The sequence below is a fragment of the Roseibium suaedae genome (assembly GCF_900142725.1).
Taxonomy (GTDB): Bacteria; Pseudomonadota; Alphaproteobacteria; order Rhizobiales; family Stappiaceae; genus Roseibium; species Roseibium suaedae.
On the sequence record NZ_FRBW01000006.1, the window covers coordinates 177,800 to 198,029 of the forward strand.

At 62.6% G+C, this 20,230-nt stretch carries 18 protein-coding genes; 10 read left to right on the forward strand and 8 right to left on the reverse strand.

The genetic code is table 11. The features are described 5' to 3' along the window. Positions 1-83: 83 nt before the first annotated feature. The gene (locus tag BUA94_RS21220) at positions 84-785 is read right to left on the reverse strand and encodes a GntR family transcriptional regulator (RefSeq protein WP_084082175.1); all 702 of its coding nucleotides are present in this window, start codon (positions 783-785) and stop codon (positions 84-86) included. Between the two features lie 284 nt (positions 786-1,069). Here BUA94_RS21220 and BUA94_RS21225 point away from each other — a divergent pair, with 284 nt between their 5' ends. From BUA94_RS21225 to BUA94_RS21245, 5 genes are all read left to right on the forward strand, one after another. Continuing rightward, positions 1,070-1,807: a maleate cis-trans isomerase family protein gene (locus BUA94_RS21225; protein ID WP_073015376.1), complete on the forward strand. Its 738-nt coding sequence runs from the start codon at positions 1,070-1,072 to the stop codon at positions 1,805-1,807. A gap of 14 nt (positions 1,808-1,821) precedes the next feature. Next, a complete protein-coding gene (locus tag BUA94_RS21230) occupies positions 1,822-2,766 on the forward strand; it encodes a polysaccharide deacetylase family protein (protein WP_073015404.1) in 945 nt (314 codons plus the stop codon). Next, positions 2,763-4,157: a dihydropyrimidinase gene (gene hydA / locus BUA94_RS21235; protein WP_073015377.1), complete on the forward strand. Its 1,395-nt coding sequence runs from the start codon at positions 2,763-2,765 to the stop codon at positions 4,155-4,157. Before BUA94_RS21230 ends, hydA begins: the two co-directional genes overlap by 4 nt. Before the next feature lie 202 nt (positions 4,158-4,359). Further along, positions 4,360-4,662, forward strand: a complete 303-nt coding sequence (locus tag BUA94_RS21240) for a helix-turn-helix domain-containing protein (RefSeq protein WP_073015378.1) — start codon at positions 4,360-4,362, stop codon at positions 4,660-4,662. After that, positions 4,662-5,987, forward strand: a complete 1,326-nt coding sequence (locus BUA94_RS21245; protein WP_073015379.1) for a type II toxin-antitoxin system HipA family toxin — start codon at positions 4,662-4,664, stop codon at positions 5,985-5,987. Before BUA94_RS21240 ends, BUA94_RS21245 begins: the two co-directional genes overlap by 1 nt. A gap of 15 nt (positions 5,988-6,002) precedes the next feature. On the opposite strand, the gene BUA94_RS21250 is transcribed toward BUA94_RS21245, so the two are convergent. The 3 genes from BUA94_RS21250 to BUA94_RS21260 are packed head-to-tail and all read right to left on the reverse strand — an operon-like array spanning position 6,003 to position 9,049. Then, complete coding sequence (locus tag BUA94_RS21250; RefSeq protein ID WP_073015405.1) at positions 6,003-6,599, reverse strand: GNAT family N-acetyltransferase; 597 nt, start codon at positions 6,597-6,599, stop codon at positions 6,003-6,005. Positions 6,600-6,616: 17 nt separating this feature from the next. Further along, entirely contained in the window at positions 6,617-7,777 is a 1,161-nt protein-coding gene (locus BUA94_RS21255; RefSeq protein ID WP_073015380.1) for a Gfo/Idh/MocA family protein, read from the reverse strand. Between the two features lie 48 nt (positions 7,778-7,825). Continuing rightward, the gene (locus BUA94_RS21260; protein ID WP_073015381.1) at positions 7,826-9,049 is read right to left on the reverse strand and encodes an ROK family protein; all 1,224 of its coding nucleotides are present in this window, start codon (positions 9,047-9,049) and stop codon (positions 7,826-7,828) included. 176 nt (positions 9,050-9,225) lie between these two features. Between BUA94_RS21260 and BUA94_RS21265 the strand changes: the two genes are divergently transcribed. The 5 genes from BUA94_RS21265 (at position 9,226) to BUA94_RS23430 (ending at position 15,015) form a co-directional block, all read left to right on the forward strand. Continuing rightward, the gene (locus BUA94_RS21265) at positions 9,226-10,182 is read left to right on the forward strand and encodes an extracellular solute-binding protein (protein ID WP_073015382.1); all 957 of its coding nucleotides are present in this window, start codon (positions 9,226-9,228) and stop codon (positions 10,180-10,182) included. Continuing rightward, complete coding sequence (locus BUA94_RS21270; RefSeq protein WP_073015383.1) at positions 10,179-12,191, forward strand: ABC transporter permease; 2,013 nt, start codon at positions 10,179-10,181, stop codon at positions 12,189-12,191. The genes BUA94_RS21265 and BUA94_RS21270 overlap by 4 nt, the downstream gene beginning before the upstream one ends. After that, positions 12,184-13,242 carry an ABC transporter ATP-binding protein gene (locus BUA94_RS21275; protein WP_073015384.1) on the forward strand — a complete coding sequence of 353 codons (1,059 nt, stop codon included), beginning with the start codon at positions 12,184-12,186 and terminating at the stop codon, positions 13,240-13,242. The genes BUA94_RS21270 and BUA94_RS21275 overlap by 8 nt, the downstream gene beginning before the upstream one ends. After that, on the forward strand, positions 13,242-14,054 hold the full coding sequence (locus BUA94_RS21280; protein WP_073015385.1) for an inositol monophosphatase family protein: 813 nt from the start codon (positions 13,242-13,244) through the stop codon (positions 14,052-14,054). The genes BUA94_RS21275 and BUA94_RS21280 overlap by 1 nt, the downstream gene beginning before the upstream one ends. A gap of 163 nt (positions 14,055-14,217) precedes the next feature. Beyond that, on the forward strand, positions 14,218-15,015 hold the full coding sequence (locus tag BUA94_RS23430) for a hypothetical protein (protein WP_139251241.1): 798 nt from the start codon (positions 14,218-14,220) through the stop codon (positions 15,013-15,015). Positions 15,016-15,031: 16 nt separating this feature from the next. On the opposite strand, the gene BUA94_RS21285 is transcribed toward BUA94_RS23430, so the two are convergent. The 4 genes from BUA94_RS21285 to BUA94_RS23650 all read right to left on the reverse strand — a co-directional run. Continuing rightward, a complete protein-coding gene (locus tag BUA94_RS21285; protein WP_073015386.1) occupies positions 15,032-15,271 on the reverse strand; it encodes a hypothetical protein in 240 nt (79 codons plus the stop codon). Between the two features lie 535 nt (positions 15,272-15,806). Continuing rightward, positions 15,807-16,232, reverse strand: a complete 426-nt coding sequence (locus BUA94_RS21290) for a PACE efflux transporter (protein WP_073015406.1) — start codon at positions 16,230-16,232, stop codon at positions 15,807-15,809. Between the two features lie 471 nt (positions 16,233-16,703). Further along, the gene (locus tag BUA94_RS21295) at positions 16,704-18,575 is read right to left on the reverse strand and encodes a ShlB/FhaC/HecB family hemolysin secretion/activation protein (RefSeq protein WP_235860669.1); all 1,872 of its coding nucleotides are present in this window, start codon (positions 18,573-18,575) and stop codon (positions 16,704-16,706) included. Positions 18,576-18,607: 32 nt separating this feature from the next. Continuing rightward, positions 18,608-20,230: YDG domain-containing protein (locus BUA94_RS23650; protein WP_235860670.1), on the reverse strand; the 1,623-nt coding region annotated here is incomplete at its 5' end.

A 20,230-nucleotide genomic window follows, 5' to 3' on the forward strand; every position in this document is an offset into this window, starting at 1 on the left:
CCAGTTAGGTGACGGGGAGCACTTTGCAACCAGCATGCCAGTTACCGGGCCATTCGCCGGACCAGCGCTGGCGGTGGGGGCGCTCAGCTCTCGGTGGCCAAGCCCAGAACGGCGCTTCCCGCAACCTCGCCCGTGCGTCTCACATGGGCCTTCAGCAGGCTTCCCGCCCGCGCCTGATCGCCCGCTTCCATGGCCTCCATGATGGCGTCATGTTCGGCCATCGCCTCGTGCCAGCGGTCCTCGTCGGCCAGCGCCCAATAGCGGTAATGGCGGGCGCGGATCATCAGGTTGCCATGGGTTTCGATCAGGATCGGATTGCCGGACATGGCCACGATCTTCAGATGAATCTGGTGGTTGAGCGCGAAATATTCCTTGCGCTCTCCGGCCTTGTGATGGCCTGCCATGCGATCGTGCAGGGCGCGCAAGCGCTTGATATCTATCGGCTTTGAAACGGCGATTGCCAGCTCCACGGCCAATTGCTCCAGCGCGGAGATGACCTGGAACAGCTGATGCATTTCACCGGGCGTGACGCTGGCGACCCGCGCGCCCCGGTTCGGCAGATGCTCGATCAGGCCTTCGTGGGTGAGTGCCTTGATCGCCTCGCGCATCGGCGTTCTGGAGACGGACAGCGCTTCGCAAAGCTCCGTCTCCACGATCCGGTCGCCGTCCTTCAGCGTGCCCTCGATGATGAGCGTGCGCAGGTGCTCTGCGATCTCTTCCGGAAGGGACCGGCGGCGGATCGCATGCGTCTTTGTGGTTGTGTTTTTTATTTTCTCAAGCCGCACCGAAGCGCCCTTCCTGATCGTGTGATCTCATTTCCAGAAGATAGAAAATGCCTATAAGACAATCAACTAGGATTAAAATGTATACAGAATACAATATGGGATAAACAGAATATGCCATCCCCCGGCCGGAATGGACATACTCGGCAGGGCAAGATCCAAAGGTTTGAAGGACTTGGCAGAAAAAGCGTGAGCCGCGCGGGCTTTGGCATGGGGGTTGCGACAGGACAGAAGAAAGAGCGGCACAGCCCGCCCGCCTCAAGACCATAAAGACCGGAACCTGCAGAATGCCCCTTCCCAAGCGCCATCTCCTTGGCATGCTGACCCCGTCCTCCAATACCATCCTGGAACCCGTCACCGCCGCCATGCTGGCCGGCACGGACAATGTCTCCGCCCATTTCGGCCGGTTCCGCGTCACGGAAATCTCCCTCGGCGATCAGGCTCTCGGCCAGTTCGATCTGGAGCCGATGCTGGCCGCCGCCGAGCTTCTGGCCGACGCCCGCGTGGGCAGCATCTGCTGGAACGGCACCTCCGCCGGCTGGCTCGGCTTTGACCGGGACGAGGCCCTGTGCGCGGCCATAACCGAGAGAACAGGGGTGCCTGCCTGTTCTTCCGTTCTGGCCGTCAACGAGATCTTCGCCCGCACCGGCGTCAGGCGCTACGGTCTGGTCACGCCCTATCTGCCGGAAGTTCAGGAGCGCATCATCGCCAATTATGCCTCCGCCGGCTACGCCTGCGCGGCGGAGCGCCATCTGGACCTGAAGGTCAATTACGCCTTTTCCGAAGTGACGCCCGAGCAGCTGGAACAGATGATCCGGGATGTCGCCGCCGAGGGCAAGCCCGACGCCATCGTCATCTATTGCACCAATCTGGCAGGCGGGCCCCTGGTCGAGCGGCTGGAGCAGGAACTGGGCATTGCCATCTACGACACGGTCCAGACCGCGATCTGGGCCTCCTTGCGCACCTGCGGAGCCGATCCCCGGCAGATCAAGGGCTGGGGCCGGCTGTTCCGGGACCTGGATTGAGCGGCGCACAGACCATGACCAGCTACAACAGAGACTTTCTCGGCTATGGCCCGCAGCCGCCCCAACCCCACTGGCCGGGTCAGGCGCGGGTCGCCATCTCCCTTGTGATCAATGTGGAGGAGGGTTCCGAGTTCTCCATCCGCCGGGGGGATGAGGTCAATGACCGGATCTTCGACATGCTGGCCGAGCCGTCCGGCCACCCGGACATCGCCATGGAGAGCCACTTCGACTATGGCCCGCGGGCGGGCTACTGGCGGATCATGCGGGTTCTGGAGCGCCATAAAGTGCCCGCGACCCTCAGCGCCACCGGCGAGACCGCAGCCTTCTATCCCTGGCTGTTCAGGGACGCGGTCGGCCGTGGCCATGAAGTGTCGGCCCATGGCTGGCGCTGGGAAGCCCATGGCGCGCTGACACCGGAGCAGGAAAGCGACCGGATCGCCCGCACCTTCGAGGCATTGGGCGAGGCTTCCGGCACGCCGCCTGTCGGCTGGCACACCCGTGGCACCGCAAGCCCCCTGACCCGTGACCTCCTGATCCGGCACGGCGGCTTCCTCTATGACAGCGACGCCTATGACGACGATCTGCCGAGGACGATCGGTGCGGACAGCTCCCGGCCTCATGTCATCGTGCCCTATGCGCTGGACACCAACGACATGCGCTTCCAGCTGCCCAACGGCTTCCGGGACGGGGCGGACTTTGCCCGCTATCTCTGCGCGGCCTATGACTGGCTGTGGGAGGAGGGGGCAACCTCGCCCAAGATGATGAGCATCGGCCTGCACATGCGCATCATCGGGCGGCCTGCCCGCATTGGCGGTCTCGCCAGCTTTCTGGACCATGTGGCCGCCCGGGGCGGGGCCTGGTTCGCGACACGTGAGGCCATTGCCCGTCACTGGCTTCGCCAGCACCCGCTTCAGCCGTCCCCACAGTCTTTCCCGCAGCCCGGAGACATCCGCTCATGACCCCTTCCTTCGACACCATCATTTCCGGCGGAACGGTCGTCACCGCTTCCGACACGTTCAAGGCCGACATCGGCATCCGGGGCGGCCGGATCGTGGCGATTGCCGACACGCTGACCGGCGCGGCGGAGGTCATCGACGCCAGCGGCCGTCTGGTCATGCCCGGCGGCATCGACAGCCACGTCCACATCTCCCAGCCCTCCGGCGAGGGCGTGGTCATGGCCGATGACTTTGACAGCGCGACCCGCTCGGCGGCCTTTGGCGGCAACACCACGGTGATGCCCTTCTGCTTTCAGGAGCAGGGCCAGAGCCTGCGCGACGCCCTGAGCTGGTATCACGGTCTGGCCGAGGGCCAGTGCCACGTGGATGTGAGCTTTCACCTGATCGTCTCCGACCCGACGCCGCAGGTTCTGGGGCAGGAACTGCCGGCTCTGGCGGAGGAGGGCTACACCTCCTTCAAGATGTTCATGACCTACGAGGGGCTGAAGCTGACCGACCGCCAGATCCTGGAGACCATGACGGCGGCCAAGCTCTCCGGCGCACGGGCCATGATCCATGCGGAAAACGACGACGCCATCAACTTCCTGCGCGATCAGGCCGAACTTGCGGGCGACACCGCCCCGAAATTTCACGCGCTCACCCGGCCCATTCCCGTGGAGCGGGAGGCGACCCACCGGGCCATTTCGCTCGCCGAAATCGCCGATGTGCCGCTGATGATCGTCCATGTTTCCAACCGGGAGGCCATGGAGGAAATCGCCAGGGCGCGGGCGAGGGGGCTGAAGATCTACGGCGAAACCTGCCCGCAATATCTGGTTTTGACGGCGGAGGATCTGGACATCCCCCAGGGCGCCAAGAATGTCTGCTCGCCGCCGCCCCGCGACACGGCCAGCCAGGCCGCCTGCTGGGAAGGGATCGAGCAGGGCATCTTCGACGTCTATTCCTCCGATCACTGCCCCTTCCGCTATGACGACACGGCGGGCAAGAAGCATCCGATGGGCGAAAAGAGCTTCCGCTGGATTCCGAACGGCATTCCGGGCGTCGAAACCCGCCTGCCGATCCTCTTTTCCGAAGGCGTCGTGAAGGGCCGGATTTCCCTGCAGCGCTTCGTGGCGCTGACCGCAACCAACCACGCCCGGCTTTACGGCCTTTATCCGCGCAAGGGAACCATTGCGATTGGAGCGGATGCGGATATCGTGCTGTGGGATCCGGAGCGGCAGATGACCCTGTCCCAGGACATCCTGCATCACGGCTCCGACTATACCCCCTATGAGGGCTTTGAGGTGACCGGCTGGCCTGTCCTGACCATGGTGCGCGGGCAGGTCGTGGTTCGGGACGGAACGCTCTCCACCCCGTCCACCGGCCTGCACATCCCGAGGGAAAAGCCGCAAGCGTGACGCCGCAAGGATGACCCAGGGCCTGCGCGGCCACACTTCCGCGCGGGCCAGACGGCTTAGAAATATACGCTGTGGCGATTAATTGCAATTTATACGCCTTGACGTATATTGCAATTTTATCCGCAAGAGCGTATAGTCCCGGTCCGGTATCATGGACTGATATCGGTGAATGGCCACCCCTCAAGGGGGCAGGAGACCGGTGATGAGCAACCTGGCACGCAGTCCCCAACAGATCGGCACGCTCGTGCGCCGGGCGCGCAAGGCGAAAGGCTGGAGCCAGGGCGAGCTTGGGCTTCAGTCCGGCCTGCGCCAGGGCACGGTATCCCAGATCGAAAGCGGTCATGCCGGGGTGCGGCTGGAAACGCTGCTGTCGGTTCTCGCCGCCCTCGGGCTGGAGTTCCGCATCGGGCCGCGCGGGGAAATCTCAGGAGAATTCTCAGGGCAAGACGCAGACCAGAGCGCGGACCACCCGCAACCGGACGGGCTTGAGGACCTGATCGGATAATGGGCCGGCCTCCTCACCATGTGCCCTTGCGGGTCTATCTCGGCTCCCGTCTCACTGGCCGCCTGATCAGGGAACCGGGCGGGGCGATTGCCTTCCGCTATGACCCGGACTGGCTGGCCCAGCCCGGCGCGCTGCCCATCTCCCTGTCCCTGCCCCTGCGCGAAGACGCCTACCGGGGCGAGCCGGTGGCCGCCGTTTTCGAGAACCTTCTGCCGGATTCCGGCCTCCTGCGCCGCAAGGTGGCGGAGCGGGTGGGCGCCAGAGGCACGGATGCCTACAGTCTTCTGGCCCGCATCGGCCAGGACTGTGTCGGCGCCCTTCAGTTTGTTGCCGGGGACATGGACCGGCGCGACGATGGCCTTGCCGGTGAAACGGTGACGGATGCGGACATCGCCCGGCTGCTGACCAATCTGGCCGCCGCCCCCCTTGGCCTGTCGCCGGAGGATGACTTCCGCATTTCAATCGCGGGCGCCCAGGAAAAGACCGCGCTGCTGCTCAAGGAGGACAAGTGGCTGAAGCCCCATGGCACGACGCCCACCAGCCACATCTTCAAGACCCGCATCGGCCATCTGCCGGGCGGCATCGACCTGACGGACAGCGTCGAGAACGAGTTCTACTGCCTCAAGCTGGCCGAAAGCTTTGGTTTTCCGGTGAACCGGGCCGAAATCAGAACCTTCGACGGCGTCACCGCCCTGGTGATCGAACGGTTCGACAGGCGCCCGCTTGCGGATGGGCGCCTGCTGCGCCTGCCGCAGGAAGATTGCTGTCAGGCTCTGTCCGTGCCGCCGACCCTGAAATACCAGAGCGAAGGCGGGCTGGGCATGGCAGAGGTGCTGGATCTTCTGAAGGCCTCGGACGCGCCGGCCAGGGATCAGGCGCAATTCCTGGCGGCCCAGCTGTTCTTCTGGATCATCGGTGCCACCGATGGCCATGCGAAGAACTTCAGCCTGTTCCTGAAACCCGGCGGCGGCTTTGCCATGACCCCGCTCTACGACATCCTGAGCGCGGAACCGGCGCATGCCCGCCATCAGGTCACCCGCCGCCAGATGAGACTGGCCATGAGCGCGGGCAAAAACCGCCATTACCGGCTGGACGAGATCCATCCGCGCCACTTCGTCCAGAGCGCCATGGCCGCAGGCGTTCCTGTCCCCGTCATGACCGCGGCCCTGCGGCAGCTGGCGGATCATGCAGACACCGCCTTCGACAGGGCAGCCAAGGCCTTGCCAGACGGCTTCCCGCAGGATCTGGTCACGGCCATCGAGGCCGCAGCCAGACCCCGGCTGGAGGCCTTGCGGCGCTATCTGGAGCAGCAAGGCGAAGCGTGACGAAGGTTCCGGCCGTCAGAGCGGCCTTGCCATGATGATGGACGGCAGTCTGGCGATCTCGGTGAAGCCGAGCTTGCCGTAGAAGGCGGTGACCGGCTCGTTCATGTGGTTGACGCCAAGATGAACCCCTGATGCTCCTGCTGCCGCCAGTGCGTCGAGCAAGGTGGCCAGCAGACGGGTCCCGCGTCCCTCTCCCTGTGCCTCGGGCAGGAGATTGATGTGCAGATGGGCCGGATAGGGCTGCACGATCTCTTCAGGCAGGGATTCCGGCGTGCGGACATAGTCCAGGACATACCGGTCATCGTCCGTGGCAGCCTTTGCCTCTGCAAGACGCGACCGCAGCTCCGGCCACCAGCTCTTTTCCTGTTCCTGCTCGAAGGCGCGGGTGTCAGCCGTTCCAACCGCATAGCCCACGACCTCCTCGTCCCGGGTCAGGACAAAGGCAATCCCGCCGTCCAGCGCCAGATAGGGCAGGGCCCAGACAAACCCGGGATAGTCCGGATCGCTGTAGCAGGTGCTGGCATCCTGGCCCTTGTTGGCGGTCCGCAGGCAAATGGCGGCGACCGCATCCCGGTCACCGGCGCGGGCGGGCCGGATGGCATATCCGGTCATGGTTGCAAGATCTGTCCTCATGACTGGCGCGGCGCTGTGCGGAGCGCTTCATCGAAACGCGCCCACGTGCTGCCCATGTCGATCAGACGGCGCTCGCGCCGGGCCTCGTCGATCTTGATTGCCGTCAGTCCGGCCTCCAGCGCGTCGATGATGCCGACGGGGAGGGGCTCGCCTTCCAGCAGGTTGCGCGTGATATCGGCGGCCATCTGGTCATCGGCGCCATAGTGGTCGGTTTCGACACCCTCATAGCGCTTCTCGACCAGCTTCTCGCCGGAAGAGGCGGCGTGGACGGAGAAATTGTTGCGGACGAAATCCCCTTCCGCCATGCCCTTGGAACCGATCACGCAGAAGCGGCGGAACTGGTTGGGCACGTTCAGATTGGCGTGAAAGGCCATGGTTGCCCCGTTCTCATATTCGATCAGGGCCGTCTGATAATCGATGATATCCGCGTCGCTGTCGAAGACCTTGTCCGTGGCGTTCCAGCCGCTCGGCTTGCAGTAATACTGCTCGCGCTCGGCGTTCGAGAGAACCGCAGGCGCATTATCCGGCACGAAGGACTTGCGGCCGCCGAAGCTGGAGACAGCGCTTGCCCGCGCGCCCACGACACTCGCGTAGAGGTCGATGTCGTGGCAGCATTTTTCCAGGATATAGGGGCCGGCATATTGCTGGTACCGGCGCCAGTCCCGCATGAAGAAGGCACCGTGGTAGGGCGCGATATGTTCGGACGCCTCGATGGAGACCACGTCACCGATCTGGCCGTCGGCCTGGGCCTTCCTCAGATCCCGGTAGAGATCGGAATAGCGCAGCACCAGACCCACCAGCACCCGGTCGGCGCCGTATTCACCGAGGAGCTGCGCCATTTCCATGGACTGCTGCTCGTCGATCACCACCGGCTTTTCGGTGAAGACCTTCACCCCGTTGCGCAGCCCGCTTCGCACATGCTCCAGATGAAAGGCGTTGGGAGAGCCGACCATCAGCAGGTCCGGGCGGGCCGTCTGCACCATCTCGTCCACGTTGTCGAACCGCGGGCCCACATCAAGTCCGGCCTTCTGAAGGTCTTCAAGGCCCGCCGGCGCGGGGTCGACAAGGCCGGTCACGGCAAGATCCGGGTTGGCCTTCTGGAAGGACTTCAACACGTTGGCCATCCTGTAGCCCAGGCCGACGACTGCAACTTTCATGGGAAGCGACACTTTCGAACTTAGTTGAACTGGCTTTCAGGCGCCGGACTATCCGGCCACCCGGTCAAATCTGGTTTCAGGATCCACTGGCCCCTTGCGTCCGCGCATGAGCGACAGGCGGCGGAAATCCGGGCTGCCATGGGCGATGATCGGCAACATGGCCGCGCCGATCGCGGAAGCACTCGCCCCCAGCTGCGCCAGGCGCAGGCGCGGGCCATCCCGGTCCTTGCGGGCTGCAACGGAGGGCAGCAGCGGATAGGCCCGGTCGACCAGCGACGACAGGATGGCCGCCGGGAAGGTGCCGCCGACGAAAACCGCCTGCGGATCAAACATGTTCTCGATCATGGCAACGAGCTGGCGGAGCCGGGCACTGCTCAGTTCCAGCCAGCGCATCAGGCCTGCATCGCGGGCCTGGTAGAGCTTTTCCAGCGCCCCCGGCTCCTCAAGCCGCAAGGGATCGCAACTGATCATGATCGCGACTTCTTCCAGCGAGAAAGGCGTCGCCGCGCCGGTTTCCTCGGGCTTCAGCTCTGCCGGCCAGCTCAGGAGACCGATTTCTCCGGCATTGTTGAAAGCTCCCTGGAAGGGAAGGCCGTCGATGATGATGCCGGCGCCAAGGCCGTGGCCGACGAAGATATAGACAAAATGCGAGAGACCGGTGGCCTCGCCCGCCTGCAGTTCCGCGATGGCGGCAGCAGTCGCGTCATTTTCAACGATGACCGGCAACCCGCACGCATCCTCGAGCGCATCCGCCACATCGATGCGGCTCCATTCCTGCCAGCCGGGAGAGCCGACATATTGCTCGTAATCCGCTTCCTGCAGGGTCGGCATTGCAATGCCCACGCCCCAGGCCGGCGCGTCTTTCCCGGCGGCAGCAAGCTCGGACACGATGGAGGCCATGCTTTCCACGCTGGCCTGCGGATCGCGCCAGTTGAGACGTTTGGTGCTGCGGGTGATTTCCCGGCCGGAGAGGTCGCAGGCCACGCCCACCACGATGTCCCGGTCCACATGCAGGCCGATGGAGCATCCCGCATTGCTTTCCAGGGTCAGAATCTTCTGCGGTGCGCCGCGGCTTCCGTCCGGACGGCTTTCCTCGCGCAGGAGCCCGCGGTCCAGAAGATCCCGCGTGATGTTGGAGATGGTCTGGGTCTGGAGACCGGTCGTCGCCACGAGCTCTCCCCGGCTCGTTGCGCCCTTCGAGCGCACGAGATCGAAGACCAGCCGGCGATTGTAACGGCCGGAATAGGCGTGGTTGTTCCCGGTTACCGACACGGTCGCTCCATATTTATTCTATTTAGTTGACTATATAGCGGCATATGAATCCTGTCCAGTCTCTCAGCTTGGGCGTGTGCTTCAAATTTTTGGCTGAAAAATGCGCTGTTGCTAAACTGTCATTTTTCCCATTTAATAGATTTATTGTCCTTCCACCCGACAAAGGGGAGCAGTCAATGAGCAGATATCTAGCACTAGCAGCCGCAGCAATGGGGGCAGCCATGCTTGTCCCGGCAACCGCCTCGGCCGCCGATCTCGTCGTCTACACGTCACATGGCGAAACCACCTCTAGCCCGATCCTGGACGCGTTCAAGCAGGCCCATCCGGACATCAACGTGACGATCGTCCGCGGCGGCACGGGTGAAGTCGTCGAGCGCCTGCGCGCCGAAGCCGGCAACCCTACTGCAGATGTCCTTTGGGGCGGCCCCACCCAGACCTTCGAAGAGAACGCCGCTCTCTTCCAGGCCTATGAAAGCGCAACCGACGCCGACATGGTGACGGTTGACCCGAACCACATCTGGCACCCCTACACCGTGCTGCTGCAGCCGATCATCGTCAGCACCAAGCGCGTCAGCGCCGATGACATGCCGAAGACCCAGGACGACCTGGTCACGGCAAAGTGGAAGGAACTCGGCTCGCTGATCATTCCGGATCCGGCAAAGTCCGGCACCGGCTACACGATCCTGTCCGCGCTTTCCGGCGACAAGGGCTGGGAATTTGTCGGCAACCTTGCCAAGGACGCCCGCATCGCCCCTGGCTCCGACGATGCGTTCAACGCCGTGCGTGACGGTGAAGCCGCCGTGGGCTGGATCAACGAGGATCTGGGTGCAAAGTGGAAGGCTGAAGGCCTGCCGATCGAAGTCATCTATCCGTCCGACGCCGTGACCGGCCAGGTCGATGCCCAGGCCATCGTTGCCGGCGCCCCACATCTGGACGAAGCCAAGGCGTTCATCGACTTCCTCGGCTCCAAGGCGTCTCATGAAGTCGTGCGCGATGCCACCATCCGCCGGTCTGCCCGTGCAGATGTGACCCCACCGACGGTTCTTCCGGAACTCGGCAGCCTGAACATCGTGTCTCCGGTTGATCCGCGCCCGGTCGTGGTCGCCCGCTTCCAGGAATTCCTGAGCAAATGAGGGTCTGGCGCGATAATTGGCTGCTGTTCACGATTGTCGCTCTGGTCCTTTGCGTAGCGACAATCCTGCTGCCCCAGCTGCGTCTTCTGAGTGCTTCCGTCATTGGTGATGGCGGAAGTTTCTCGATGGTGCACCGAGGCTCCGGCCTGGAACCGGTTCCCGAAATGTCGGACCAGTTCCAGACGGAGGCTGTTGACAAGGGCAATGCCCTCAAAGTCACCAGAGGCGGCGGGTTTGCGCTCGATATCTCCCGCATGGACCGGCAAACGCTCCGGCTCTCTGCGGCAGAAAGGATCGGAACGACGGACGACGGCAACGGCCATCTATCGCTCCAGCTCGGCGGCAGCAGTCTTGCCGTCACACAGCAGGCGCCGCGCGGTCTCTTCAACCGCACGGCGCCGGACCCCTTGTCCGCCTCCCAGGAGCCGGACGGCAGTGTGGTCCTGAAACATGCGGCCAATGCCTATCTGACTTTCAACGATCCGGGCACCCGCCTGACGATCTCGAATTACATCGACTTCGTCACAGGCAACGAAACCGTCAAGGCGACGCTCAACAGCCTGTTCATCTCCCTGTCCGCCACGCTGATTGCGGCGCTGATCGGGGTGTCGCTGGCCTATGTGGTCGCCCGGTTTGATGTCATGGGCACGAATGGCATCGTGTTCTTCGCCACCATGGCTTCGGTTTCGCCGCCCTTCCTGGGCGCCTATTCCTGGCGCCTTCTGCTTGGCCGCAACGGGGTCATCACCAACGGGCTCGGCGTCGATTTTTCCATCGTCGGCATTCACGGCGTCATCTGGGTCATCGCCTGGCTGGTGTTCCCGGTCATCTTCCTGCTCAGTTACAGCGCCTTCCGCGGCCTTGACGCCTCCCACGTGGAAGCGGCCGAAAGCCTCGGCGCCAATCCGGCCAAGGCCCGGTTCTCCGTCGAGATCCCCCTTGCCATGCCCGGCATCATCACCGGCCTCTATCTGGCGACCATGGCGGCCCTGTCCGACTTCGGAACCCCGCGGATCATCGGGCTGGACCTGAATGTCCTGCCGGTTCTGATCTACACCTCGTTCCTGAGCGAGGCAGGCCGCAACCCGGCGCTGGCGGCAACCGGCTCCGTCGTTCTCGTGGCGATCTCCAGCCTCTTCCTGATGGCGCAGCAGATCTATCTCGCAAAGCGCGGCTTTTCCGTCGTCTCCTCGCGGGCGATCGACCGCCGGCCGCTCAGCACGACCGGCCAGATCTGCGCCCTTGGCTTTGCGGGCCTGGTGCTGTTCTTCGCCTTCGTGCCCCACATGACCGTTCTGGTCACGAGCTTCATGGAATGGCGTGTCGGCCTGCCCCGCTTTGCCTTCACCCTGTCCAACTACACCAACATGCTGGAAAGCGGCCTGACGCCCGCCTGGGTGACCCTGTCCCTCGGCATTGCCGGAACGGCGGTCGCCTTTGCCCTCGGCCTCGGCATTGCCTTCGTGCTGGTCAGAAAGCGCTATGCGGTGCTTGCGCCGGTCCTCAGCGTCACGGTGATGATGCCCTATGTCATCCCCGGCACCGTGCTCGGCATCGGCCTGATCATGATGTTCAACGAGGCGCCGCTGCAGCTGACGGGAACCTGGTTCATCCTGGCCCTTGCCTATGTGATCCGGAACCTGCCCTTCACGGTGAAGGCTTCGGAAGCGGCCCTGCGGCAGGTGCATCCGGCCCTTGACGAGGCCGCCATCAGTCTCGGCGCACGCCCCTTGCGCGTGTTCCTGACGGTGACCGCACCCCTGATGCTTGCGGGCGCCGTCACGGGCGCGACCCTGACCTTCCTTCACATCGTGACGGAACTGTCCTCGACCATCGTCCTGTACCGTCCGCCCTGGAAGCCGATGACCGCCGTGATCTTCGAGAACACGCTCGTCGATGCCGATTTCGGCGTCTCGGCCGCCCAGACCATCCTCTTGATGATGATCATCTATGTGCCGCTTTACCTGGTCGTGCGTTATGGCCAGTCGAGAAGGATCGAGAATGCCTGACATCCTGACAAACCCCGGCCGCCCGCAAGGGTGTGAAGTGGCCATTGAATCGGTGTCGAAAGCCTATGGTCCCCTCACGGTCCTGCGCGACGTGACCATGACCATCCAGCCGGGCGAGTTCTTCACGCTGCTCGGGCCCTCGGGCTGCGGCAAGACCACCTTGCTGCGTGCCATCGCAGGCTTTCATCCGATCAACAGCGGCAAGATCGCCTTCGACGGCAAGGACGTGTCCAGGCTCGCCCCCTGGGACCGCAACATCGGCTTCGTCTTCCAGAACTATGCGCTCTGGCCGAACAAGACGATCTTCGACAATGTCGCCTATGGCCTGAAGCTCCGCAAAGTGCCGAAGGCAGATATCGCCAAGCGCGTGCGCAATGCCCTGCAGCAGGTGCAGCTCAAGAATGTCGAGGACCGCTATCCTTCCGAGATGAGCGGCGGCATGCAGCAGCGCATTGCCATGGCCCGGGCGCTGGTCATTGATCCGCCCCTGCTGCTTCTGGATGAGCCCATGTCCAATCTGGACGCCCGCCTGCGCGTTTCGCTGCGTCAGGAGCTGCGCGACCTGCAGCAGCGTATCGGGGTGACGGCGATCTATGTCACCCACGATCAGGAAGAGGCTCTGGAACTGTCAGACCGGATCGCCGTCATGCATGGCGGTGTGGTGGAACAGCTGTCCCGGCCGGAAGACATCTACGCCCGTCCGCAAACCCGCTTCGTCGCCGAATTCGTGGGGGACGCGAATTTCCTGGAAGGCCGGGTTGCCGAGGGCCGGTTCCATCTGGAAGATGGCAGGTCCCTGCAGCTTGCCGAACCGGGCGAAGCCGGTCCCGCAACCCTCTTCATCCGCCCCGAGCGGCTCCGGCTGGTCGAGGCGGGCCAGGGCCAGCTTGATGCCACGGTCTCCGACATCCGCTATGTCGGCCGGTCCTGGGTGCACAAGCTTGCATTGGGCGAAGCCCTTCATGTCTGGGCCGAAGCGCCGGTCAAACTGAACATCGGCGAGACCTTCGGGCTCGGATTTGAAGCCGCAACCCTTCTCAGAGCTGCTTGATGACGACCATGGACCTGAACACCGCCTCCCTTCTCACCCTTGCCGAAGCCGCAGCCCGCGCCGGGGGCGAGGCGCTGATGTCCCGCTTTCATGCGCTCAAGGAAGGCGAGGTCAGCAAGAAGGGGCAGGCGGACTATGTCTCTGAGGCCGATACTGCCGCGGAAGCCGCGATTGCCGAAGTTTTGAGGGCAGATGGCGCCAGCTTCGGCTTTCTGGGTGAGGAGACCGGTTTCAGCGCCGGAACCCGTCCGGAAATGTGGGTCGTGGACCCGCTCGACGGCACCAGCAATTTCGTCTGGGGCATTCCCTATTTCGCTGTCAGCATCGCGCTCTGCGACGGGGAAGGGGAAATTCTCGGCGTGGTTTATGATCCGGTGCGCGGCGAAATGTTCAGCGCGATCTGCGGGCAGGGCGTCTGGCTGAACGGCACCCCCTTGCCGCAGCTTGCGGCCAAACCCGCCTCGGAAGCCATGGTCTCCGTCTCCATGCCGGTTCCGGGCCAATTGAAGGTGATCGGCAAGGACCGCTTCTTCAGCGGCCTGCAGGCCGCGATGGACCAGACAGCCGGCATCCGCCGGCTCGGCTCCGCGGCCCTGGATCTTGCCTATGTGGGATGCGGGCGGCTGGACGGCTATTTCGAGGACGGCCTCAGCTATTATGACCTCGCCGCCGGAAAGCTGGTCGCCCTGGAAGCCGGTGCCCTGGTGACAGATGTCAACGGCACTCCCGCCCGCGAAGGCTCCGTCTACGCCGGTCCTCCCGCCATGCACCAGTGGCTGATGGAGAGGTTTGGTCCGGTCAAGCCGGACTGAACCGGCCCATCGGCCTCAGTCAGGATTAAAGGTTCCATAATACAGATTATGCGCGACTGGGTTTGCCGATGGGCACGTTCTCTCCCGGCTCGCTATCGCTGAATTTCTGCACAGATACACGTCCTAGTGTTGAAACTTCACCATATTTATGGTGCACAGGGGAATGACTGAAAGCCTGGATCTACACACATTTGCGCGTCGATACTGCATCGATCGAATAGCCTATTGGCATAATAAATATCGACCGATAGAACGGAACGAAATTAATAGTATTGGTTCTGGACGCCATAAAACCACCGACGCCGCGTATGACATATTTCCAAGATACAATATTCTAGCCGAAATACTGTTATCGGTAGAAACATTAGATTCAGACAACTTGCCAGAGTTTAAAAAACTGGCTGAGTTGCTATCCAATTTCGGTCACTCCGCAAAAAGTGACTTTACGTCGAACCATGACAATTCCACGGCCCACTCGGCTGAACAAGAAGAACGATACACTTTCATAGAGGCAGTTGAAAAAGCTGCGGCAGACGGTCCAGGTGAGCAACTCCCCCTTCCGTATCGAAGGGTGCTGGCACACTCAGAAGTCGAACAGGTGCGATCTGACATTGCGACGATCTGGGGTGCGACAGATGATTATTGGTATCCTTTAAGAGAGAAGTCCCACCCGAGCCTGGTTGCCTTTGACTTGGGCTCTATCGACGAAAAGAGATTTTTGAAATACCTCTGTAAGTTTCTTTCTTTTGGACGAGATGAAAAGATTTTTGAACTGCGAGAATATGGTCCGAGCTACCAACTGGATGGCAGATTAGCTCACCCCCAATACAATGGCGCTGAAGGATATTGGTGTTCACCTTCCAACGAGTGGATTGTATATTGCTCGCATGAAAATACAGTCACTCTTGGTGGCACCGCTGTGAATTTTGCGATTGGCAAATTCAAGCCATTGACGATTTAACGCCACCCAGCAAAGCTCAAGTCTGCTTATTCTTTGCCTTCTCGATAAGTTTGGAAAAGTAGCTTTCCAAACCATGCCGCTTTGCGTTGAGCATCACCTTGGCGATAATTTCGCCCTCTTCGCTTCCAGCCATAATCATGGTCGGCACGTTGTGAACAATATCGGCAAGAATGCTTGCCTTCTCAACGCTCTCAGCAGATCTGGCCTCAATCAATGCGATGTGAAGAACGTAAAGAACTTCAAAGTATCTTTTCATGACATATGCATTATTCTGACAATACGAATTGTTTCGTCTGACTTGGCACTGGACAGCTCCACGGGATGCGATGGCGGAGCTTTCGCCCTGCATTGACGCGACGTGAAACCAATTGCACGCCCCTCACCTCCCCTGCAACCTGGCCCAGCCGGCCGGATCTGGAGATGATTACTTCGGTGAGCTCCACAGTCTGGGGGCCTCATACTGACCTGGCGGTGCCCCGCCCTGCTCATATCCTGACAGCAACGTCGAAACGCATGAGCGTTACCATTCTTATTCTGACGCTGTTTGGACAGTATTCGATATGCAGTGAACGGTGCCTGTCATCATATCGGTCCCATTCACCGTATTCTCCCAACAAATCACTCTCACAGGGTCCGCCGCTTTTTGAGGGAGTGCCACAAGATGCAGGAACAAGGAGTTTCTGGATCATGTCCGCTTCCCGGGCGACCGCAAGACGGAGCCGAAATCCCGGAGAGGCCGGATGCCGGTCTCTCCTCAATTCCTGGAACCACGTGCCCGCCATGAGAAAAACCTATTGGGTGGTCCATTCCGGCAGGGGGAAGAGGCGGTCGTAGGCCCAGTTGAAGCCATAGGCGTAGGCCATGTAGAACAGGGCGAAGGAGACATCCATCAGGAACGCTTGCCAGAGGCTGATGCCGAGATACCAGGCGATGAACGGCATCAGGACAACGAGCAGACCGGCTTCGAACAGCACGGCGTGAAGGGCCCGCGTCCAGCCGGACTTCAGCGTGGTGCCGGTCCGCTTCTGCAAGGCCAGATCGAACAGGTAGTTGTAGGCAAGGTTCCACACGGTCGCGAGGGTGGCGCTGACGAATGCCACCAGGCCAACATCCTGCATGGGAAAGTGGAATGCCCAGGCACCCAGCGGGGTGATGAGCAAAAGTCCAATGATTTCAAAGCTGATCGTGTGACGCATCCGGTCACTGAATGAGCGCATATCCGCCTCCATGTGCCCGGGCCGTCCCGGACGCGTTTTCCCAGAGCTGGGGGAGGCCGTCCTCGCTTTCGGATCCTTATATAGCTTGAAGGCGGCAGCGTTCAATGGCAACGCCGCCGCCTTTTGGGCATTTCTGACGTGGTCGAGCCGACAGCTATCCGGTTGAGACATCAGCTCCTGTTTCTCGAGCACCTCGACTTGCTCCCGTCTCCCCCCTTGCGGGGGAGATGCCCCCGAAGGGGGCAGAGGGGGGTATAAGCCCCTCGGAAATTGCAGCTTTTTCTGAATATGCCGAAGCCTCACCCCCCTCTGTCAGCTGAAGCTGACATCTCCCCCGCAAGGGGGGAGACGGGTGTATGCCGCGCTGCTTTCGTGTATTATCCAGCTCTGATTTCAATACCTTGAAAGTAGCTCCGGAATTGAAACCGGACAGCAATGGGTCGAGCCAGGGCGCCGGCGGACCGGCACCCTTTAGAACCGTGCTGTGATCGAGGCCTGGAGGTTGATGTCTCCGGCTTCGGTGCTGCCCCCATCCCGCAGGGCGATACCTGCGATGAAATTGGCGGTCAGGCTGGTGCCGATGGAATAGTCGAAGCCTGCGCCGAGACCACCGAGCGTGGCGCTCTTGCCGGTGCCGTGGTCGACGCCGTAGCCCGCATCCGCAAAGACGAAGGCGGACAGGCTGTCGCCGCGCAGAAACTCCGGCCAGCCGTCCTGGCTGATCAGGCTGGCCAGCGGCGAGAAGGCCGGCAAGCGCAGCTCGTTGCGCCAGATCGCGCCGCTGTCGACGCTGGCATCGTCATAATTATAGCCGCGCACCGCATAGCGGCCGCCGAGCGAGATCCGCTCCGTATCCGGCAGCGGCTGTCCGGCCAGGGTGCCGGAGAGGTTGCTGATCCAGGAGAACCGCCCCGGCAGGGGCGTGATGCGGCTGACATCGGCGGCAAGATAGGCGTAGGACACGCCGTTCACCCGGCCGTTGGAAAACAGCCGCCAGGCCTCGGCGGAATTGCCGTGAAGCACACCGTCCGGATTGGCCTTGACGCGCAGGTCCAGCGCGGTGCGGCCATAGGGGTCGGAGAAATTACGGCTCCAGCCGAGCACGAGCTGGAACAGGTCAACCGCGCCGTCGGCCACGGGCGTGCCGAGGAAATAGGTCTTGCGCTCCAGGCGTTTCAGCTCCACGCCGCCGTAGAGATCGCCCCAATAATGGCCGGGCAGGAAGTTGGAAATGGCCGTCCGGTAGATCACCGGCATTTCATAGGTGGTGTTCTCGATGGAGAAGAACGCATTCGGATCGTCCCGCGTTGCCACCATCGCCGGAGCAATCTCCAGGCTCTGGCGGGCAAACAGCGGGATCGTCAGCCGGCCTGCATGGCTGATGTAATCCGGATAATGGCCTTCCCGGGGGAAGGCGATCGACGGATCGCCCCACAGCGCATCGCTGGCGGTCATCTGATAGGAGACCCAGGGCCCGCCCGGCAGCGGCAGGCGGGCATTGCCGCCCAGGAAATAGCGGTCGCGGCCCGTGTCGCTGGAGCCGGAGTTGGACCAGCCGCCGAAGACCTGCCAGGGCTTGGAGGCCGTGACCGCAACGCCGAGATTGCTCAGCGCGGCATCCTCGCCGGGACGGAACGTGCCTTCCGCGCGGCGGTAGGGCGAGCGGTTGAGCCAGGAGAGATCCTCGTCCAGCGCCCTGGCATCGATCGGCTGACCGCGCTCGACCCGAAGGTCGCTGCTGATCTCTTCGGCCTCGCCCGCATCAACGCCCGTGACGCTCACGGTGCCGGACTTGAACTCGATGACCCGGACCTGCAGCACGCCGCTGGTGATTTCCTGAGGCGGCAGGGTGACGGAGACGAAGGGGAAGCCCGCATCCCGGTAGACCTTGGCGATGGCTGCCTGAACCCGTCCGGCCAGGTCGATCGACAGGGGCTCGTTCAGGAAGGGCGTCAGCGCGGTCTGGAAGGCGGAAGCGGGAATGCTGCCCGCAAGGCTTTCGGTGGCACCGCTGATGCCCTTGGGCGCGGAGGCGTCAACCTCCTGGCCCTGGCCGATCAGATGCACGCCGGACAGATTGACCCCGAGAGGCGTGGTATCGCCTTGCGTGAAGGTCTGGGCATCCACATTCAGCGACACCGGCTGCTGCACCGGCCGCTCCGGCAGGTTCCGCTCCAGGGCGGCCTGGGCACGGGCCTCAGGCGCGGCAGAAGCCAGAAGCATGACGCCGGAAAGCAGGACTGAAAGCAGGGCAGGCGTCAGCGCCGGAAGGCGTGCCGGACGTTTTGCGGAGGAACCGGGCCCTGCGGCCACAGGCGCGTTTGCCATCTGATGAGCAGCCATGGAATGAAGTCTTTTCTGGGCGTGCAAGAGGCCTACTCCGCTTGAGCGCTGAGCCAGGGCCCGAAGGTCCTGTTGCAGGGATAGACGCCTCCACCGCCGCCACCGACCTGGCAGCTCTGGCTTGGCACACCTTCCGGCGTTGCGAGCGGCGGCTGGCTCTCATAAGCCTGCGGCGTGAAGATCTGGGGCATAACGATCTCACCGCTGATGGTCAAGGTGCCCGGCACGAAGGTGAGGTCATAGTTGGAATTCAGGGCCAGAGAGCCCTGGGAAATCAGATAGGTCCCGATTGGCGAAGAGAGACCGGCACTTGTGGCAAGCGCACCGGTGAAGCTGTCGCCAGCCACCAGCGAACCGGAGGTCAGGGCGTAGGTCAGCAGCGGATTTGCCACATCTTCAGGGCGGGTCAGGTTGTTTGCGGTGACCGTGACGGCACGCCGGTTGATGACCAGATCCGCACCGGTGAAGGCGATCTGATAGTTGCCGCCTGCCGACAGGGACCCCTGCGAGATCGCATAGGTGCCAGCGTTGGAGCCGGAGCCCCCGCTGGTGGACAGGGCACCGGTCATCAGGGACATATTGTCCGAACCTGCATAGCCGGTGACGGTGAAGCTCAGTCCAGGCATGGCGTCGCCATAGATCATGGAGGCGGCAAGGGCATTCACGGTCAGGGTCTTGGGCGTGATGCTGGCCGTGGTGGTGAGGGACGACGCAATGGCATAGTTGCCTGCATCCGTGCCGCTGAGGCCGATGTTCGAGACATTGACCGTCTTGCCGGAGCCGGCGTTCATGTCGGCAAAGGCAAAGAGCGCGCTGCCATCGAGGCTGACCATATCCCCGGAGATCAGACCGGAGAAGGCCCCGAAGCTGCCGGTGGCCGAAGTCGTGCCGTCATAGACCTTGTCGTCTGCCGTCGCGGAGACCGTCAGGGTCTTGGGGGTGATGGCAGCTGTCGACGAGGCGGTGGAGGCAATGACGTAGTTGCCTGCGTCCGTGCCGCTGAGACCAATGTTCGAGACGCTGACGGTCTTGCCGGAGCCGGCGTTCTTGTCGGCAAAGGCAAAGAGCGCGCTGCCGTCAAGGCTGACCACATCCCCGGAGATCAGGCCGGAGAACCCGCTGAAGCTGCCGGTGGCCGACGTCGTGCCGTCATAGACCTTGTCGTCTGCCGTCGCGGAGACCGTCAGGGTCTTGGGGGTGATGGCAGCTGTCGACGAGGCGGTGGAGGCAATGACGTAGTTGCCTGCGTCCGTGCCGCTGAGACCGATGTTCGAGACGCTGACGGTCTTGCCGGAGCCGGCGTTCTTGTCGGCAAAGGCAAAGAGCGCGCTGCCGTCAAGGCTGACCACATCCCCGGAGATCAGGCCGGAGAACCCGCCGAAGCTGCCGGTGGCCGACGTCGTGCCGTCATAGACCTTGTCATCTGCTGCCGCCGAGACCGTGAGGGTCTTGGGGGTGATGGCCGCTGTGGCGGAAGTAGCAGAGGCAATGGTGTAGTTGCCCGCATCTGCGCCGGTCAGGCTGAGGCCCGAGATCGTGACGGTCTTGCCGGAGCCGACGTTCTTGTCGGCAAAGGCAAAGAGCGCGCTGCCGTCAAGGCTGACCACATCCCCGGAGATCAGGCCGGAGAACCCGCTGAAGCTGCCGGTGGCCGA

Bases quoted from the DNA above. Each gene is read 5' to 3' on its own strand.
- BUA94_RS21225 (WP_073015376.1), top strand. From the start codon at position 1,070: ATGCCCCTTCCCAAGCGCCATCTCCTTGGCATGCTGACCCCGTCCTCC.
- BUA94_RS21230 (WP_073015404.1), top strand. From the start codon at position 1,822: ATGACCAGCTACAACAGAGACTTTCTCGGCTATGGCCCGCAGCCGCCC.
- hydA (WP_073015377.1), top strand. From the start codon at position 2,763: ATGACCCCTTCCTTCGACACCATCATTTCCGGCGGAACGGTCGTCACC.
- BUA94_RS21240 (WP_073015378.1), top strand. From the start codon at position 4,360: ATGAGCAACCTGGCACGCAGTCCCCAACAGATCGGCACGCTCGTGCGC.
- BUA94_RS21245 (WP_073015379.1), top strand. From the start codon at position 4,662: ATGGGCCGGCCTCCTCACCATGTGCCCTTGCGGGTCTATCTCGGCTCC.
- BUA94_RS21250 (WP_073015405.1), bottom strand. From the start codon at position 6,599: ATGACCGGATATGCCATCCGGCCCGCCCGCGCCGGTGACCGGGATGCG.
- BUA94_RS21255 (WP_073015380.1), bottom strand. From the start codon at position 7,777: ATGAAAGTTGCAGTCGTCGGCCTGGGCTACAGGATGGCCAACGTGTTG.
- BUA94_RS21265 (WP_073015382.1), top strand. From the start codon at position 9,226: ATGAGCAGATATCTAGCACTAGCAGCCGCAGCAATGGGGGCAGCCATG.
- BUA94_RS21270 (WP_073015383.1), top strand. From the start codon at position 10,179: ATGAGGGTCTGGCGCGATAATTGGCTGCTGTTCACGATTGTCGCTCTG.
- BUA94_RS21275 (WP_073015384.1), top strand. From the start codon at position 12,184: ATGCCTGACATCCTGACAAACCCCGGCCGCCCGCAAGGGTGTGAAGTG.
- BUA94_RS21280 (WP_073015385.1), top strand. From the start codon at position 13,242: ATGACGACCATGGACCTGAACACCGCCTCCCTTCTCACCCTTGCCGAA.
- BUA94_RS23430 (WP_139251241.1), top strand. From the start codon at position 14,218: ATGACTGAAAGCCTGGATCTACACACATTTGCGCGTCGATACTGCATC.
- BUA94_RS21285 (WP_073015386.1), bottom strand. From the start codon at position 15,271: ATGAAAAGATACTTTGAAGTTCTTTACGTTCTTCACATCGCATTGATT.
- BUA94_RS21290 (WP_073015406.1), bottom strand. From the start codon at position 16,232: ATGCGCTCATTCAGTGACCGGATGCGTCACACGATCAGCTTTGAAATC.
- BUA94_RS21295 (WP_235860669.1), bottom strand. From the start codon at position 18,575: ATGGCTGCTCATCAGATGGCAAACGCGCCTGTGGCCGCAGGGCCCGGT.